The 18,101-nt window shown below is 44.5% G+C and carries 16 protein-coding genes; 6 read left to right on the top strand and 10 right to left on the bottom strand.

The window, feature by feature from the left end; translation table 11 throughout:
* Positions 1–34: 34 nt before the first annotated feature.
* The 3 genes from NSQ55_RS11780 to NSQ55_RS11770 form a co-directional block, all read right to left on the bottom strand.
* Positions 35–670, bottom strand: a complete 636-nt coding sequence (locus NSQ55_RS11780; RefSeq protein ID WP_076303388.1) for a pyridoxamine 5'-phosphate oxidase family protein — start codon at positions 668–670, stop codon at positions 35–37.
* Positions 671–688: 18 nt separating this feature from the next.
* On the bottom strand, positions 689–1,258 hold the full coding sequence (locus NSQ55_RS11775) for an HIT family protein (protein WP_256721407.1): 570 nt from the start codon (positions 1,256–1,258) through the stop codon (positions 689–691).
* 91 nt (positions 1,259–1,349) lie between these two features.
* Complete coding sequence (locus tag NSQ55_RS11770) at positions 1,350–3,317, bottom strand: beta-L-arabinofuranosidase domain-containing protein (protein WP_339174483.1); 1,968 nt, start codon at positions 3,315–3,317, stop codon at positions 1,350–1,352.
* 162 nt (positions 3,318–3,479) lie between these two features.
* Here NSQ55_RS11770 and NSQ55_RS11765 point away from each other — a divergent pair, with 162 nt between their 5' ends.
* The 5 genes from NSQ55_RS11765 to NSQ55_RS11745 all read left to right on the top strand — a co-directional run bounded on the left by NSQ55_RS11765 (position 3,480) and on the right by NSQ55_RS11745 (position 9,912).
* Entirely contained in the window at positions 3,480–4,346 is an 867-nt protein-coding gene (locus NSQ55_RS11765; RefSeq protein ID WP_076183289.1) for an AraC family transcriptional regulator, read from the top strand.
* Positions 4,347–6,586: 2,240 nt separating this feature from the next.
* Positions 6,587–7,189, top strand: coding sequence for a YitT family protein (locus NSQ55_RS11760; RefSeq protein ID WP_339173468.1), 603 nt, complete (start codon positions 6,587–6,589; stop codon positions 7,187–7,189).
* An 81-nt stretch (positions 7,190–7,270) separates the two neighbouring features.
* Positions 7,271–8,533, top strand: coding sequence for a DNA polymerase IV (locus NSQ55_RS11755; protein ID WP_076189810.1), 1,263 nt, complete (start codon positions 7,271–7,273; stop codon positions 8,531–8,533).
* Positions 8,534–8,690: 157 nt separating this feature from the next.
* Positions 8,691–9,455: a threonine/serine exporter family protein gene (locus tag NSQ55_RS11750; protein ID WP_076129956.1), complete on the top strand. Its 765-nt coding sequence runs from the start codon at positions 8,691–8,693 to the stop codon at positions 9,453–9,455.
* A 28-nt stretch (positions 9,456–9,483) separates the two neighbouring features.
* A complete protein-coding gene (locus NSQ55_RS11745) occupies positions 9,484–9,912 on the top strand; it encodes a threonine/serine exporter family protein (protein WP_036685970.1) in 429 nt (142 codons plus the stop codon).
* A 109-nt stretch (positions 9,913–10,021) separates the two neighbouring features.
* Here NSQ55_RS11745 and NSQ55_RS11740 read toward each other — a convergent pair whose 3' ends face one another.
* The 4 genes from NSQ55_RS11740 to NSQ55_RS11725 all read right to left on the bottom strand — a co-directional run bounded on the left by NSQ55_RS11740 (position 10,022) and on the right by NSQ55_RS11725 (position 14,444).
* Entirely contained in the window at positions 10,022–10,906 is an 885-nt protein-coding gene (locus NSQ55_RS11740; RefSeq protein WP_076183845.1) for a DegV family protein, read from the bottom strand.
* A 528-nt stretch (positions 10,907–11,434) separates the two neighbouring features.
* A complete protein-coding gene (locus NSQ55_RS11735) occupies positions 11,435–11,896 on the bottom strand; it encodes a DIP1984 family protein (protein ID WP_076129955.1) in 462 nt (153 codons plus the stop codon).
* A 2-nt stretch (positions 11,897–11,898) separates the two neighbouring features.
* The gene (locus NSQ55_RS11730) at positions 11,899–12,423 is read right to left on the bottom strand and encodes a GNAT family N-acetyltransferase (protein WP_254847619.1); all 525 of its coding nucleotides are present in this window, start codon (positions 12,421–12,423) and stop codon (positions 11,899–11,901) included.
* Between the two features lie 2 nt (positions 12,424–12,425).
* A complete protein-coding gene (locus NSQ55_RS11725; RefSeq protein ID WP_076306228.1) occupies positions 12,426–14,444 on the bottom strand; it encodes a Na+/H+ antiporter in 2,019 nt (672 codons plus the stop codon).
* Positions 14,445–14,695: 251 nt separating this feature from the next.
* Here NSQ55_RS11725 and NSQ55_RS11720 point away from each other — a divergent pair, with 251 nt between their 5' ends.
* Positions 14,696–15,457 (top strand): MBL fold metallo-hydrolase, encoded by a 762-nt coding sequence (locus tag NSQ55_RS11720; protein WP_339173461.1) that lies wholly within the window; start codon positions 14,696–14,698, stop codon positions 15,455–15,457.
* 77 nt (positions 15,458–15,534) lie between these two features.
* Here NSQ55_RS11720 and NSQ55_RS11715 read toward each other — a convergent pair whose 3' ends face one another.
* The 3 genes from NSQ55_RS11715 to NSQ55_RS11705 form a co-directional block, all read right to left on the bottom strand.
* Complete coding sequence (locus NSQ55_RS11715; RefSeq protein ID WP_076189805.1) at positions 15,535–16,170, bottom strand: NAD(P)-dependent oxidoreductase; 636 nt, start codon at positions 16,168–16,170, stop codon at positions 15,535–15,537.
* A gap of 18 nt (positions 16,171–16,188) precedes the next feature.
* Complete coding sequence (locus NSQ55_RS11710; RefSeq protein WP_143762697.1) at positions 16,189–17,082, bottom strand: beta-1,6-N-acetylglucosaminyltransferase; 894 nt, start codon at positions 17,080–17,082, stop codon at positions 16,189–16,191.
* Between the two features lie 67 nt (positions 17,083–17,149).
* Entirely contained in the window at positions 17,150–18,016 is an 867-nt protein-coding gene (locus NSQ55_RS11705; RefSeq protein ID WP_076189804.1) for a VOC family protein, read from the bottom strand.
* Between the last annotated feature and the right edge of the window lie 85 nt (positions 18,017–18,101).

Here is an 18,101-nt window from a genome sequence, read left to right as displayed (position 1 = left end):
GGGCAAATCCCATTCCATTTCTAAGTCGAAAATGTTAATATAGCCGTTTTTCATAGCTTTCTTTTAGTGATTTTGAGATATCCTCTGGAGTAACTCCAAGTTTACGGGCATGCTGCGCCAGTATTTTTGATGGATTAGGCAAGACTTCTTTCGCAAGCCAATGATCGTCATCCCACAAACGTGACCGCTTAAAGGCTTTTGCACAATGCATATAACATTCTTCTACTTCCACGCCAATTCCAATGATCGGGACTTTACCATGCGCTTCCATAGGTTTCAATATATCTTCATCCTTAACTATACTCGCGTGCCCATTTATTCTTAATGTTTCTTCAAGTCCGGGGATGATGAATATCAAACCGACTTTTGGGTTCTCAAGTATATTCCGCAAAGAATCAAACCGTCTATTCCCAGGGCGTTCAGGGATCACTAAATGTTTATCATCCAACACGTGAACAAAACCTTCTGCGTCCCCGCGCGGAGAGACATCACAAGCACCGGACGAACCGCTTGTAGCCATAAAAAGCATTGGGGATTTTGAGATATAATCACGGCAATGATGATCTATAACAGTTATGGTTTTGTTGTTAACCAATTCGCTTGGGTACCCAAATAAAGACCTTAGCTCTTCTTCTGACTCTATAACTTTTTCGAAAAAGTTTGACTTCATACTTCTCCCTCTCTCAACTTAATAAGCCCCAATGTTCTTATTTTTGCTCAAATATCCGCTTAATAATTGGGCGAAATTTTTTCTTGTTGATTCATCCGATAACTTCCCAAAAGTACCATACAGATTATCCCCATGATATCTTGGAAACACATGTAAATGATAATGCCATACATCTTGGCTGCCATCCGGCTCATTATGTTGTCTAGAAGAAACGCCATCACATTTATAAACTTCTTTAAGACCTTTAGCAATTTCAATTTCCAGCTCATGTATCCGGTTTGAGATCTCAACCTCCAATGTGTAAATATTCTCGATATGCTGATTAGGGATGATTAGAACATGCCCTTCATTATTCGGATACCAATGAGAAGCAATAAAAGCCGTTATGTAATGATCTTTATAAATAATATCCGCTTGCTTAGAATGCACATCTTCATTTTCAATGCCCGAAACCAACAAACAAAAGGGACAAGTATAACCCTCTGGAGCATGATTATAAATATAGCCCGCCTCCACTGTTATAGGATTTAAGAATATTTCTATGTTTCTTCTAATTTCGCCATTTCGCGTGTGTTCTCCTTTTTGCAAAAAGAAAAGGACAGACTGTAAATTACAGCTGTCCTCATCGGTAAATGTTGATAAACTACAGCCATTCCCGAGATCTATGTCTACCTATAACTTAAACGCTGGCTTCCGGAATCCATACCTTCATTTCACCACTGCCACGATTTCCCCATAAGTAATACGGAACCGCCTTAACCTTTACGGTTTGAACTGGTGCTTTGACTCTGCTGTAAAGCTCACCACTCCAGCCCTCTTTATCTACACGTAGCCCCTCTGCCTCGACAACAACAGCGCCGCCGAGCAATGTCTCATCAAAAGCCGCAGGAAGTTCACTGCCTTCTTTTAAGGAAATCGAGCTTAACGGCTCACCATTATCGATACTTTCAAGACAATACACAAGAGGTCCACGCTGAATCGTTACTTTTTGAGCATCAGCACGCAAACTTGGATGTGCGTAGATACGATGTGCCTCCATAGGGTCATGCACTTCGATTACATCTCCTGCTCTCCACAGTCTCCGGATAACGAGGTATCCCTGCTCGATGTTCTCAGCAGTATTCATTGCTTCACCGTTGACTCTGATCTCCATTCCTTGGCTCCAAGATGGAATCCGCAAGGCAATCCCAAACTCTGCTTCCGCTGCGGGATTAATCTTCAACGAGACTTTACCTTCCCATGGATAGTTACTCTCTTGCTGAATCGCAATATCTGTTCCACCCAGCTTTGTTGTCAGCTCACTGCCAATATACAAATTCGTATAGAGCGTATCACCATGGATCGTATAGATATATTGATTAAGCGAAGTCAGCAGACGCGCCACATTCGGAGGACAGCAAGCGCAGCCAAACCAACCTTGGCGCTCGGACTTCACATGATGTTTATCTGGATTGCAGCTGCATGCCTTAGGCCATACTTCCAGTGGATTCACATAAAAATAGTGCTTACCATCCTGTGCCATTGAACCCAACACATTGTTATAAAGCGCCCGCTCCATCACGTCGGCATAACGTGCATCCGGCGATATTCTCAGCATCCGCTGTGCAAAAAAGATCAACCCAATAGATGCACAAGTCTCTGCGTACACCGAATCGTTAGGCAGATCATAATCGAAGGTGAAAGCCTCACCCCGATGCGTAGATCCGATCCCGCCAGTAATGTACATTTGCTTAGTAGTGATGTTATTCCACAGTCTCTCGCATGCTTCGCGAAGGGTGTCATCTCCCGTAAGTGCGGCTAGATCAGCCATAGCAGTATACATATAAACCGCACGCACAGCGTGTCCTACAGCCACTTCCTGTTCTCTTACCGGAAGATGACTTTGGTAATATTTTAAATCTAAATTCTCCTTCTGACCTGTAAAAAAATTGATACTACCCAGATTATCCCATTGTTGCTTTAGGAAATTCGGCTGTTGACCTCGCTCATTAATAAAAAAGCTGCTGAGCTTCAAATACCGCTCCTCACCTGTGAGCCGATACAGCTTCACGAGCGCAAGCTCAATCTCCTGATGGCCATCATATCCCCGCATTTTGCCTTCTTCCGGACCAAACACAGAATCGATATGATCAACCATTCGGCACATGATGTTGAGCAGTTTTCTTTTGCCTGTAGCCTCGTAATAAGAAACGGCTGCCTCAATGAAATGCCCAGCACAGTACAGCTCGTGGCAATCGTTCAGATTAGTCCAGCGTTTGCCGGGTTCTTTTATCGTAAAATAAGTATTTAAGTACCCGTCTTCCTGCTGCGCTTCTCCAACGAGGTCAATCACTTCATCCGCTTGACGCTCCAGCTCAGGGTCACGTTTGATGCTTAAGGAATAACCTACGGCCTCCAGCCACTTGGCTACATCACTGTCTTGAAATACCCAGCCGTAAAATTCACCGTTCTTCCGGCCCGCAGCAATCTCAAAGTTAGCAATGGCATGACTGGGCTCAGCTCCCGCTGCTTTATCGTGCAATGCCTCGTATTGATACGGGATTACAACATCCTGAACCAGCTTTATATAACTTCCCCAGAAATCATCTTTAATGCTAACGGATTGATCTTTTACAACTTGCTGATCCTGGATCGTTTTATTCATCATCATCTTCCCCTTAGCCTTATTTTATACTCGCTAATTACAATTATAGAGCGTACAATAGATAAAAAATATAATCAGAAGCAACCCCTTTTTTGTACTATTTCACACTCCTAATTCCAAGGACAATTTAAGCTCGGACTACGATAAAAAGAGAGGTAGAACACAGTGAGTCCTTCCTATGTACATTTCGCAGCGCCACCTTTTCCATATTTTCTGGAATGCAATCACACTGTTTATCAACCCGGAGAGCAGCATCCAAATAGAAGCCATATCGGCTTATTTGATCTGATTATTGTAGAGCAAGGTTGCCTATTTATCGGTGAAGAGCATAATCAATGGGAGGTTGCGGCTGGGCATACGCTGCTTCTGCTGCCTGACCGCTATCATTATTCCGTTAAGTCTTGCGAGGAGCTGACTTCGTTTATTTGGATTCATTTTCATACCCTCGCAGATTGGTCAAGCTCTGATGGCGAGCCCGTGTATATCAACCGAGAGACACATTTCCGGCAGTTTCTTACTCATCCATATACCATTCGCATCCCGCAGTTTGGTCCCCTTCCTGATCCCTTTAAACGGAGTGGACAAGCTGAGAAGCTTTTACAGCTGTCCACTGGAAGACGTTCCAGTGCAGTTTGGGAGCAGCAAAGGATTTTTGAAGAAATGCTGCGGATGATGGATCTAGCGCAGCATGATACTTCAGAAAGTCATGCGGTAGAGATCGCCGAGAGGACAGAGACTTATATCCGCAATCATTATGCGGAGCCTCTCTCCAATGCCTCTCTGGCGGATGCGCTGCATTTTCATTATAACTACCTTGCCCGCTGCATGAAACGCGTATATGGACTGACTCCGATGGAGTATTTAACAGATTACCGTTTGGAACAGGCCAAGCTGCTTCTGCTTAAGACAGAGATGCCTATAGCTGCGATCGCAGAACGTATCGGTTTCGAGAGCACCGCCTACTTCTCGCGTCGCTTTACTCAGCAGATCGGAATCTCTCCGCTTCGCTTCCGCAAGCGGTATTCCCGATAACGGCAAAAACAGCATGCCTCATAATTGGAGGCGTGCTGTTTTCGTTGTTAATGCGGTGCGCTGTTGTAGCTTTCTTGTGTGCTGCTGGCTTTCTTCTGCGCTGCTGGCTTTCTTGATCAGCTATGGATTAATTGGACGCGAGATGCTCCTCTAGCTCGGAGAAACTTAGGTAACTATTGTGATGGAGCAGTACTCCGATTGGCAGATTTCTTGTGTACCCGTGATCCGTCCTAAATCCTTCTACTGCTCTTACTTCTTACTTCTTACTTCTTGCTTCTTGATTCTTGCTACTTGCTCCTTGCAATAATTTTACTAGTTTACCTTCCTAGGCGTGGCGCACTCATACTTATCATAGATCAACGGCGATCATGCGGCTCGAACCTCCAAGGCTTATCAGCAAGTAACTCACTGTATAGCCATCACACTACTCTCTGTATCCCCCGGAGATGCGTCTGCTTAATCATCCATTCATAGCATTCCCCGTTGCGGACCGGATTGCAGCTATTTGTGATTTTCGATCCATTTTGCGGCAGTTTCGGACTGTATAGCTCTTATTGCTCATAATTTGCGCAGAAAAGGAGCGCATTTGAACGAATAGCTGCAACTGCGTCCGATAGTGTGACAAAACGAGCGAAATCATGGAAATAAGAGCAACTGAGTCCGAACAGTTGCTAAAAAGAACACCGCCTGCCGAATTTGATCCTAAACGTGCTAGCCATTGTTTAACTAGCTGTCTGGGGCTCAACCTATCTACTCCGTGCGAGAAATTAGTTACCTGTTGCTCAAACTAGCCGCCTACGTCTCGATACCTGCTACCTTTTGCTAGAACTTGATCGTATCGGACCGTATTGCAGCTATTTCAGCATATGGGTTCATTTTGCGAAGGTTTCGGACTGCATAGCTCTTATTGCTCATAATTTGCTCGGAATCGGACTACATTTGTGGGAATAGCTGCAACTGCGTCCGATAGTGTGATAAAACGAGCGAAATCATGGAAATAAGAGCAACTGAGTCCGAACAGTTGCTAAAAAGAACACCGCCTGCCGAATTTGATCCTAATCGTGCTGCCCATTGTTTAAACTAGCTGTCTGGGGCTCAACCTAGCTGTCTAATTCTCGAAATCAGCTACCTTTTGCTCGATCTTGATCGTATCGGACCCTATTGCACCTATTTGTGATTTTCGGCCCATTTTGCAGCAGTTTCGGACTGTATAGCTCTTATTACCCTTGATTTGCGCAGAAAAGGAGCGCATTTGAGCGAATAGCTGCAACTGCGTCCGATAGTGTGATAAAACAAGCGAAATCATGGAAATAAGAGCAACTGAGTCCGAACAGTTGCTGAAAAGAACGCCGCCTGCCAAATTTGCTCCTAAACGTGCTGCCCAGTGCTTAAACTAGCTGTCTAGGGCTCAACCTAGCTACACTGTGCAGAATTAGCTACCTATAGCTCAACCTATCTACTCCGTGTGCGTAATTAGCTACCTATGGCTTAACCTAGCTACTCCGTGCGGAATTATTTACCTATGGCTTAACCTAGCTACTCCGTGCGCAGAATTTGTTACCTGTTACTCAACCTATCTACACCGTGCGTAATTAGCTACCTATGGCTTAACCTAGCTACACTGTGCGGAATTAGCTACCTATGACTTAATCTAGCTACTCCGTGCGCAGAATTTGTTACCTGTTGCATAACCTAGCTGTCTACGTCTCGGAATCAGCTACCTTTTGCTCGATCTTGATCGTATCGGACCCTATTGCAGCTATTTGTGATTTTCGATCCATTTTGCAGCAATTTCGGACTGTATAGCTCTTATTGCTCATAATTTGCTCGCAATCGGACCACATTTGTGGGAATAGCTGCAACTGAGTCCGTTAGCTCGAAAAAATGCCTTGTTACTGCCTAATAAGGTCTTCTGGGTCCGCATGGAGGCTGGGCGTGAATTACTCAAATGTCTGTTGATCGTATCGGACCCTATTGCACCTATTTATGATTTTCGGCCCATTTTTCGGAAATTTCGGACTGTATAGCTCTTATTGCTCATAATTTGCTCGCAATCGGACCACATTTGTGGGAATAGCTGCAACTGGGTCCGTTAGCTCGAAAAAATACCTTGTATCTACCTAATAGCGGCTCCTGGGTCCGCATGATTAGGCCCGAAATCAGTTTTTTTGCTTCACTGCAATTTTTTGGAAGTGACAAGCATATTTATAAGACATGCCTTTAATGTGGAGATGTTAAATATGCAGTCATTATTGAGATACGCGGTCATCCTGATCGGAAGCTTGCTCATTGCAGCAGCAACTAATTTTTTTCTAGTCCCATATAAAATCCTAGATGGGGGAATAATAGGAATAGCCCTCATCATCAATTATTTATCCGATGCCAAAATCGGTATAGCTGTCCTTCTCTGCAGCTTTCCGATTTTCCTGTTAGCCTGGCTGAAGGAACGCGATATCTTTTTCAATAGTGTATTAGGTTTATTGACCTCATCGTTTCTGATTGAGCTTCTCGGTCCTTTGCAGTACCACTTTCTGTATTATTTTGAGTTCGGCTCCATTTCCAGCGCCATTATTGGCGGTTTTTTAATGGGAACGGGTCTTGGGCTTATGCTGCGGTTCAAAGCCAGTACAGGCGGAACGGATCTGCTTGCTCAATATATCAAAAGGTATCTCCCGCTTAACCTTGGACTCATCATTTTTTTGACAGATTTTATAATTATCGGCGCGGGGGGACTCCTGATTTCCAAAGAAACCTTCTTCCACTCCATCCTCACGATTATCGCTGGGGGTGTGGCCACAGGTCTCTGCACCTTGGAGACTGAAGAGAAATGGGAAAAAATATGAATATACACGATCATATGTTCGTATTATAATAATAAGAAAATCATCTACCGTATCTCTACCTCACCTGGAGAGTGTGAATCTATGAATAAAGAGCGTGTTATTTTGTTATCCGATTGTCAGAGCTTTTACGCCTCCGTGGAGAAGGCCTCTAATCCGCAATATAGCAACAAACCGCTTATTGTCGCCGGAGATCCGGCTAGACGAAGCGGGATTGTACTTGCCGCTTGTCCGTTAGCCAAATCTTTTGGCATTACTACCGCTGAGACTTTGAAGGAAGCACTCGCGAAATGCCCCGAAGTAATCGTCGTCAGACCACATATGCAGCAATATATCGATGTTTCCTCCCAAATCACGGACATTCTACGCAAATTCAGTGACCTCGTAGAACCTTATTCCATCGATGAGCAGTTTATTGATATCACCGGCAGCCTCAGCTTATTCGGAAGCCCAAGACAGATCGCTACGACCATTCAGGACTTAATCCGCAGAAATACAGGTGTGCGCGCACGTATCGGTATAGGTTATTCCAAGGTTACCGCCAAAATGGCTTGCGACCTGTGGGCCAAGAAGAACCCGGAGGGTCTATTTACCCTCACTCAGGAAGAGCTTCCAGATGTACTTTGGCCGCTGCCCATTAGTGAGTTGTTTATGGTAGGCCGCCGCATGTCCGCGCACTTCCAAAGCATGGGTCTCACAACGATAGGCCATTTGGCACAGATGCCGCTAAGCGAGCTGAAATGGCGCATGCGGGAGAAATTCCATAAAAAATGCGATATCGATGCCGAGCTATATTGGCGAATTGCCAATGGCATCGACGATAGCCCTGTAAGTCCCGCTACCTATGAAGTTGCACCCAAGAGCGTCGGGCACCAAATGACACTGCCACGGGATTACTATACACTGCAAGAGATCAAGACCATCATTCTGGAGCTCTCAGAGCTGGTGTGCAGGCGCAGCCGCAAACTGAAGGTGCATGGTGCAGTCGTGTCTGTTGGCTGCCAAGGCGCCAGCTTTGATGACCCCAGCGGCTTCTCGAGACAGACTACGATGAGCGATCCTACGAATGCAACCCAGCTGGTATACGAGGCCGCCCTCGCTCTTTTCAAACAGCATTGGGAGGGTCAGCCTGTGCGCCGAATTCATCTAAGCCTGTCCAATCTGTCTGACGAAAGCCAATATCAGCTAACCTTATTTGAGTCGCGCCCCCGCTACCGTGAGCTCGAACGGGCCACTGATGCGCTGAAGAATAAATACGGGGAATCGATCATTGGACGCGCTGCATCGTTCACAGATGCCGGACAACTTAAGGACAGATCCGGAAAGATTGGCGGGCACTATAAATAAACAGTGCATCTTTATACATTTTATTTCTGAAACTATATTAAAATATATCCCATATCGTTTATAATGCTATATTGAGGTTGTTATTTTCACACAATGAAGCGACAATCATAAGTATATACACATAGATATGTAACATTCCAGGGGAGGACCGGAGAAGTTGGAAAGCACGAGCAACACTAACACTACCTATTATGAAATCGTTGATCTCTGTCTTCTTGCTGGCAAGATCATGCTGCAAAACGGTGCAGAAACCTACAGAGTAGAAGATACAATGACACGTATGGCTGCTTCTCTCGGTTTTCCAGGGGCACACAGTTATGTGACGCCAACCGTTATTATGTTCACCACCAATAGAACGGAGCCCGTTAAGTTATATCGGATTGCCGAGCGGACAACAGATCTGCAGAAAGTCTCGGAGGTTAATGATATCTCGCGGCGTCTGAACGAGCGTCAGATTACAGCCGAGGAAGCTCGGACACGATTAGGAGAGGTCGATGATGCCGCACATGCGTATCCGGTATGGCTGCAAATCATAGCAGCGGCGCTTACCGGCGCTTGCTTCACCGTTATGTTTAAGGGCAGCTTGTGGGATGCTCTCCCCGCATTGCCGATTTCCGGGTTAGGTTTTGCTGCGGTTATCTACCTGCATCGTCTTGTGCAGACTAGATTTTTTGCAGAGTTCTCTGCTTCCTTCCTGATCGGACTTCTAGCCTTCTATTCTGTAAAGCTGGGCATAGGTCAAGAAATGGACAAAATCATCATCGGCTCCGTGATGCCTCTAGTACCCGGTCTACTCATTACTAATGCCGTTCGTGATCTGATGGCTGGTCATCTGGTCTCAGGCATATCCAAAGGAGCAGATGCCTTTCTAACTGCTTTTGCGATCGGTACAGGCATTGGGCTTGTACTATCACTATTTTAATTTTCCATGTGAAAGAGGTTAGCCCTTCATGATTTTGCAACTTATAACCAGTTTTATCGCCGCGGCAACCTTCTGTATTTTATTTAATGCGCCTAAGCGCGCTCTACTGCAGTGTGGTTTTGCTGGAATGGTAGGCTGGATGGTGTATGTAATCCTTGATGTAGAGTGTGGGCCTGTTGTTGCTACGTTTGCGGCTACTGTAGTGGTGGGCATCGTCAGCCAGCTGTTTGCCCGATCCTTCAAAATGCCGGTTATTATTTTTAGTGTAGGCGGTATTATCCCACTTGTTCCGGGTGGCCTTGCTTACGATGCTATGCGTAGATTTGTAGAAGAAAACTATAATCTGGCTGTAGAAATCGCTGTTCGGGCATTAATGCTCTCTGGCGCAATTGCGGCTGGACTGGTACTGAGTGAAGTTATCGGACAAATGTTCCGCCGTCGTGCAAGCAAAGCATAACCTTCTTACAACGTCATCTCATAGATTCAAAAAAAAGAAATCGTCTCTTGGTATAATGAGGATCATCCGTCCCTCTTCCAAGAAGCGATTTCTTTGTTTACTATCCTATCTACACAAGTACTGCTACAGGTTCAACCTCCGAATAAATACTATTGATCCGGTTATTTTTAATCCAAGAAAGTCCCACGGTACCTTCACCCGCATGAACAGCCACGGCAGGAATGTAAGTCATAATCTCCGTACGTAAATCAGGCGCCATCTCTTTGATGTCTTCTTCTAGCTTCAGCGCCATTTCTAAATTATTGGAATGCATGATGCACACATCGCTAACAAGTCCAACATCCTGTTTAAAGATATCTAACAGCGCCTGCTTCGTCTTCTTCATCGTGCGGATTTTTTCCACAACAATGACCTTGCCCTCGTCAAAACGCAGCAGCAAATTTATCCGTAGTAATTGACTAAGAATTACCTGTGTACCAGAAACACGCCCACTACGGTGAAGCTGGGACAAGCTTGCAGGAATTAAGTAGAAGGACATATTTTGAATGATATTCTCTATCTTTTCTTTAATCTCTAGGCCAGTAAAGCCCATCTTGTGCCAATGAATACCTCGCGTAATCATTTCCCGAATCGGATAAGCGCCAACCTTGGAATCAATTCCAATAACATTAGCTTCCGCTATTTCAGCACCTTGCATGGAAGCATTGTATGTTCCGCTAAGCCCTGTCGAAAGATGCACCGCGATAATCTCATCATATTCTTCCTTCAACCGTTCGTATAACTCGATAAACTCACCGATTGGCGGCTGTGAGCTGCCTACTTGATCATGCTGACGCATTTTCTCATAGAACTCATCGATCGTAATATCTATATTTTCTTTATAACACTCGTTGTTAATAATCAGACGTAAAGGAACAATATACACATGGTTGTTCTTGGCGAATTCAGGATCGATTGTACATGTACTGTCGGTTACCCAGGCAATTGATTTCATGGTCACTTGTCACTTCTCTCTTTCATGAAAGGAATAGTAGAATGTTTGAAGAGACAAGGGCCACTAAACCTTCTCGGCCAATGAATCACTCTCTCATCCTGTACAATCAACATACGAATAGATCAGCGGTTTAGGAAGTCCTCGTGCGTATTCGTAAATTATACAAGATAACGAGCGATAAGATAGGCAAAACAGGCCGATAATGCAAATTTTATTCAACTTTTTTCAACTTTATTCGACATTATTTCACATTATGTATGACGAATATACCTATCCTAATAGAGACAGTTCATGTTATGTAAAAGCCTAACCACAGCAAAAATATCCCCGTCCCCACCCTCACCGTTCTTACATAAATCAGCGCTTGGTAGTTACATTAATAGGTACTCTTTACAGTTGTTACAGTACGGGGCTAAGTTATGATTGGTCAGATATGGCCCAGCATCTGTCAATTTGTCCAACTTTCCCTGTTGGCGGGTTGCGCTCGCCTTTATAAAGATCAGTTACCTTCTGCTGTGATAAAGCTTTTTACGGTGTGATTAAGGCTACCGTCCAGTTTTTCTCCTGAATTTTAAAATCCAACTCGCGATAAGACTTAGACAGTTCATCAATCCGCTTCTGAATCTGAGCGACATCCACCGTTCTCTGGAAACGAACCTCAGAGCGGCTATACCGATCCTGAGTGATCGAAGCTTGCTCAAGCAAATCGCTAAACAGCTTCCGCAGCTGAAGCATTTTATCCCGTTCGGCTAGGGCGTCGGCAATACTCCAATTCTCATTGAAGGCAACAGATGAATTCGTTCGATTAATCGCTCGAATCAAAATCGTCTGCTCGTTAACAGCTATTTCTAGCTCATGCAAAAGAGCCTCCGGCTGCTCTGCCGGATCTTCCCCCTCCTGCACCTTAACGACCCGATCGAGCCGCTGCTTTAGCTGCGCGATTTTACGGGTAAGATCACTTCGGTTCACTAATGCTTCCGCAAGTTTCATCTTTAAGTTCCCCCTAAGATTTTCTGATAGCTGGCGATATCCAGTCTTCGACCAAATTTACAGCCAATCTCCTTGAAGTAGGCACATTGTTCATATCCATTCTTTGAGAAAAGCTGGCGACTGCGTTCATTCTCTGCGCAAACGGTAGCTACTAACACATGGAAATCCAGTTCGGCAGCTCTCTTTTCAATAAAGCGTAAGGCATGCTGTCCTATTCTTTTACCCACACAAGCCGGTTTCAAATACACACTGATCTCCCCAGAGCTATCATAAGCCGGCTTACTCTTATGTCTAGCAATCAGAACATAGCCCTGAATAACATTATCCCAGGATAATATAACGTATGATTTGAACCGCGGATCATCATTCATCACTGATTGCCGCATTTCGTCCAAACTTAAAGGTTCGGTATGAAAAGAAACCGTAGTGTTCAGCACGTAATAGTTATAAATATCGAGTACATCCGACAGATGCTCTTCGCGAATTTCAGTGAATAACAAGCTTTCTCCCACTACTTTGTTCAACACAGCTAATCCTCCCAAATGGATGTTTCCAAATGATCGACGAACTTGCGTAATTTACCGGCTAGCTTGCGGTTAATGGTTCCATCCTGGTACAATTGCTGCACCTTATCCCGTTGCTCCTGAATAGCTTTCAGTTTCAATTCAAGCTTTTGATCATCAACGAGACCATCCTTTGTCCAGCCTTGACCCTGCTCGAAGCGTGAGATTAGTTGCTCATAACTGCATGCAACCTTCTCTACTGCTTTTCGGTTGTTCTCATTCATACTTGCATTAACAGCAGCTATTGCTGCGCGGGACATAGAAATCTTAGCTTTTCTTGCACATTCAGCCTGTTGCAGCATTTGTTGGCTAGCTTCCCGTTCGTTTTGTCCTGAGAACATCCCCGCAAATAGCCTTCTAATCTCTGTAAGGGATAATCTAATTTGAGAGTTGAGACTTCTGGCTAAGAAAACTTCACTATGATCCAAGAATTCTTCCATTTTCTGAGCCACTGAGGCAGGAATCTCATTGTTAGTAAGCAATCGGGTCAGCTCTTTGCGTTCAGCATGCAAGCCCACTATCCTTGCTTCAACCCCAAGCCGACGGAGTTCCTCAAATGCCGGATCGTTCGCTTGATCCTCGCGGTTCAGACTATAAACCTTTTCTCTAAATTCACTCAAAGCTGGCTGTGCGGAATCCTTGCTCTCCTCCGTCATCATACTTTGAAGCAGCGTTATCCCGGCAGCAACGACCTTAGATTTGGCCGCCTGTTCAACCTCAGTGTCCCCTGGTTCGGCAACCGGCTCTTCTTTACCTGCGAGAATTGGTAAAAAGATACTAGCGATCAGCAGTGACATCAGAATCACACCCGCAGCGATAAAGATAATTAGATCACGTTCAGGAAAAGGTGAGCCATCTCCTAACACAAAAGGAATCGAAAAGGCACCGGCTAAAGTAACCGCGCCTCGCACCCCTGAAATGGTCAGGATTAGCATGGACTTTATAGACGATTTTTCCATTTTTTGCAGGCCGGCGCCAGCCAGGGAAAATACATATACCCATATAAAACGCAGCACAAAAAGCAGTAACGTTATCGCTAATACATAACCAATCACCATAAGATTGTCCACCGCTGTATCCCGGTAGATCACTTCAATAACATCTGGAATCGACAATCCGAGAATAAGGAAGACCAAGCCATTCAAGATGTAGAGCAGCACAGACCATGTGCTGGCGGATACCAGCTGTAGCTTATACTGTGGCGAGACCGCACGATCCTTCTCGACCGCATGAATTATCCCCGCTGCAACCACAGCTAAAATGCCGGATACCCCTATTTCTTCACTGATCAGATACACAATGAAAGGAGTCAGGATTTGCAGCAGCACATGTACTGTGATGTCCTCCATCCCCAGTCTGCGGATAAATACACTGAACCGAATCAGGAGGAACGCGAGTATTGCTCCGACAATTAGCCCACCTAAAGCGATAATCACAAAACTAATGGAGGCTTTCGGCAAAGAAAATATGCCTGTAACAGCTGCTGCAATAGCGAAGTTAAACGCAACAAGGCCAGAGGCATCATTCATCAATGATTCGCCCTCTAGAATACGATGAATACTCTTGGGAAGATGTACTCTCCCAGCGATTGCACTTACCGCCACAGCATCTGTCGGCGATAAGATCGCTGCCAGCGCAAAAGCAGCTGCGAGTGGAATGGTGGGAATCATCCAGTTAATGGAATAACCAGCGATAAGCACTGTAGCAAATACCAAGCCTAGTGCCAGCATTAAGATTGGAGCCCGCAGGTTCCATAACTCATTTCTTGGTGTTCGCTTTCCGTCATTGAACAAAAGCGGAGCAATAAATAACACGAAAAACAACTCTGGCTCCAGTGACATATGTATTCCCAAAGGCAGTAGTACGACCACTACACCCAAGCCAATTTGTATTAAGGGTATCGGCACGAAGGGAATGAATCGGTTTATGATGTTGGATATTGCGATAAGCCCAAGTAGGACGAGTACAACTAGAAATGTCTCCAAACCACATCAACTCCCTTTTTTATATTTGATTATTATATCGCAAAGCTTTAGGCAAGGGCAAAATCTAGCAAAAGATTCTTAACATTAAAATCCCCTACAAATTCCACAAAAATTCCATCAGATACATATTGACATAAATATTTATTTGTGTTATAATAAAATATTTATCTATTGTTTTTATTTTCAGTTTTGAGTAATATATGCATTAGCCTCACGGCGTCGCTCTTATTATCAATCACGGAGGGATAATAATGTACATTGCTCAAGGAATAGAAATGCTCGAGATTACAGCGCAGGTTATGGGTGGAAAAGACACGATTTACCCCACGCTACTCTGGGATGAACATGCCGCCGTACTCGTCGATACCGGATTCCCGGGTCTACTCTCTACTTTCAAAGAGGCTCTAAAAGAAGCGGATGTGCCTTGGGAGAAGCTCCGTACCCTTATTATCACGCATCAGGATTTAGACCATATCGGTTGCCTCCCTGCCCTATTGGCTGATGAAGATCTAGAGCTTACTGTTCTGGCTCATGAAATTGAGCAGCCCTATATTCAAGGAGAGCGAATGCTCCTTAAGCACACTCCTGAAGCTTTAGCGGCGGCAGCGGCTATGATCCCAGCTCATGTACCTGAGGAGTGGCGGCGTGCCTTCCTCTCTGTATTAGCCCATCCTCCTAAAGGAAAAGTGGATCAAACGCTTGTGGATGGAGAAAAGTTACCTTTTGCCGGTGGAATTACGGTGATCCATACCCCTGGCCATAGCCCAGGGCATCTCAGTCTTTACCATCATGATAGCCGTACACTTATTGCCGCCGATGCCTTGACCGTTCAGGATGGCGAGCTACAGGGTCCCACTCCTTCCGCCACACCTGACATGGAGCTGGCTTTGTCCTCTCTGAACAAATTCTCTGAGTATGAGATCGATACGGTCATTTGTTATCACGGTGGACGCTACCGCGGAGATGCAAACAGACGTATTGCTGAACTAGCAGAAGGAAAAGGAAAGCTGTAATGATACAAAAGAAGACAGAGCCTGAAATCCGGCTCTGCCTTCTCTTGTTATATAGGATCGTTATTCTTCATTATCACTTAAGACTCTGAACCCACCGTAAACCGTTCACGAATATGCTGCGGCTGTTCGATTTCATCGACAATAGCAACGGCATAATCTTCGTAGCTGACATAACTCTCGCCTTTGGAGTTCACCAGAAGATTATCCTTACCTTTTACATAAGAACCTGTTCTTGTGCCGATGGCAAAATTAGCAGATGGACTAACAAAGGTCCAAGAGAGTGCATCTGTTCCTTGCAGAATCTCCAGATTCTTGGCTTGATTCGTCGCTGTTGGCTTAATAAAGTCAGGAAAGTCATTCGTATCCACTACTTTAAGCGTTTTGGCTTCATCTACATAAAGACTTCCTGCACCCCCAACTACAATCAATCTTGTATCGGGCGAAGCCTTCAACGCTTCAATAAGCACATTCCCGGCATCCACATGCAGATGTTCTTGTCCAAACGGCGCACCAAAAGCATTCACAACCACATCGAACCCCTGCAAATCTTCAGCGGTAAGTGCAAATACATCCTTTTCAATGACATTCGCTTTACTATTTGTTACTTTAGATGCATCCCGCACAATCGCTGTAACTTCATGACCTCTATCCAACGCTTCCTGCGTAATTCGGCTTCCAGCTTTTCCACTTGCTCCAACAACTGCGATTTTCATATGATTGTCCTCCTGAGTTTACGATGTTTTCGCTTTAATATTTATATCAAGGAGCTCCTGAACGATGGTTCTATCGATATCGAGATCAAATTTTCTCCCCCAAAAGCATTCCGTGCCCCGTTGAGTGATCCGATCATAGTCTTCTATCGTTAGCGTTCTAGGATAATCCGGTCCTGTTTCCCAATCTGTATACCGCTTAATTTCATTCAGCACATGCATCTTATAAACACTATTCAAAATTATCGTATGGAAAAAAATTTCGTCTCCACATAAAGTGTTCCTAAAAAATCTGACGTATTCCGGAGAGCTTTTTGTAAAATCCAAGATGTACTCCATACATCCACCTGTAATAGACATCCAGTTTGAGCCTTTATATAAACCGTTCGGCAGAGCGCTTAATCTTCTTTGCAGAAACGGAACGCTCATAATTAGTTTAATGTACCTCATTCGGATCGCTGTCATACGCCGGGTCCTTGAGATGAGGAATCTAGGATAATAAACTGAGACCCGCTCGTAACATCCCCAAGTTTCCGCAGCATTAGGCAGCTGCAAATACTTCACAAATTCCTTACCTTCATTCACCTTAAAGAAATCTAGAATCACTTCATTTGAAGCAAGAGGCAGATCCTGACCGCTTAGGATGTGGATATAATTGAAATCCCCATGTTCTTTGATCAGCGAAAAGCACTTCAAAATGCATTCAATCTGGCTGTAATGCCCCCACTGCACATCAATAGGCTTTTCCACAAAATGAATATCGTTACGATGAATAATATCAGCTTCAATATTACTTTTCTGATCGACATGCAGGAAAAACTCTACGGACTCGTTAGTTAAACTATCAATTAGCAAATTGATCTGCTCCGGATTCTTATGACAAAGAATGATATACGCCATTTTGAATGCTTCCAACAAACTTCACCCTTCCGCCCATCTATTTCCAATATTATAAAATAAATGGACGAAAATGGATATATAATTATCTCTCTAAAACAAGTCTGATTCCAATGTTCCAAGGATCTTGGAATGTAGGATTTCCATTCACTTCTGTAACTGCGTAACCAGCCTGCCGAACTCGCTCCACCACAGCGTTGCGTTCCTCTTCATTCGTAAGAATTAAGGTAAAATAATCAATCCCCACAGTATCAGCTGGAGCCGCAGGTGCGCCCTGTCCGGCCCAAACATTCAGCCCGATATGGTGATGATAGCCACCAGCAGAGATAAACATAGCAGCACTTCCATAATTAGCTGTTAGTTCAAAACCAAGCAAATCGACGTAGAAGGCTTTCGCCTTATTTAAATTCCCCACATGAAAGTGTACATGCCCAATCACTGTTCCCGCTGGCAGCCCGCTCCATGATAAACCTTCAGAAGCTGCCAATAGTCCATCTACATCCACTGGATCAGTGGACATCATTACATGCCCTTCCGCATCATATTTCCATTCACTCTTAGGACGATCTCGATAGATTTCAATCCCATTATTATCTGGATCCTGAATATACAACGCTTCACTGACCAGATGATCCCCCTGCCCCACTTCAATCCCCGAAGAGATCAAATTGCGCACAACCAATCCAAGGCTAGGACGATCTGGAACAAGGATAGCGAAATGATACAACCCAGCCACAGAATTAGGGCGGATCACCCGCGCATTTTCAATCTCCCGCAAGATTAATAACACATTCTGACCGTCAGCGGTCATTTCCACTTCGCGGCCAGTCTGCCGCAAAACGCTTAATCCCACAACATTCTGATAAAAGGTGAGCGAACGCTCCAAATTGCTTACTCTAATCTGCACCAGACCGATCTGAGTGTCTGGTTGAAGTATTGTTTTAGTCGTCATTATAAATTCCTCCTAATCATGCTGTAACTATATCAGTTACAAATTAACTATCTTTAGTATAGTTACCTTCTATATGTTTGTCAAT

The sequence above is a fragment of the Paenibacillus sp. FSL H7-0943 genome, from assembly GCF_037963265.1.
Classification (GTDB): domain Bacteria; phylum Bacillota; class Bacilli; order Paenibacillales; family Paenibacillaceae; genus Paenibacillus_AQ; species Paenibacillus_AQ odorifer.
Note: the sequence above shows the minus strand (reverse complement) of the source record. Positions and strands in the feature narration are given on the sequence as shown.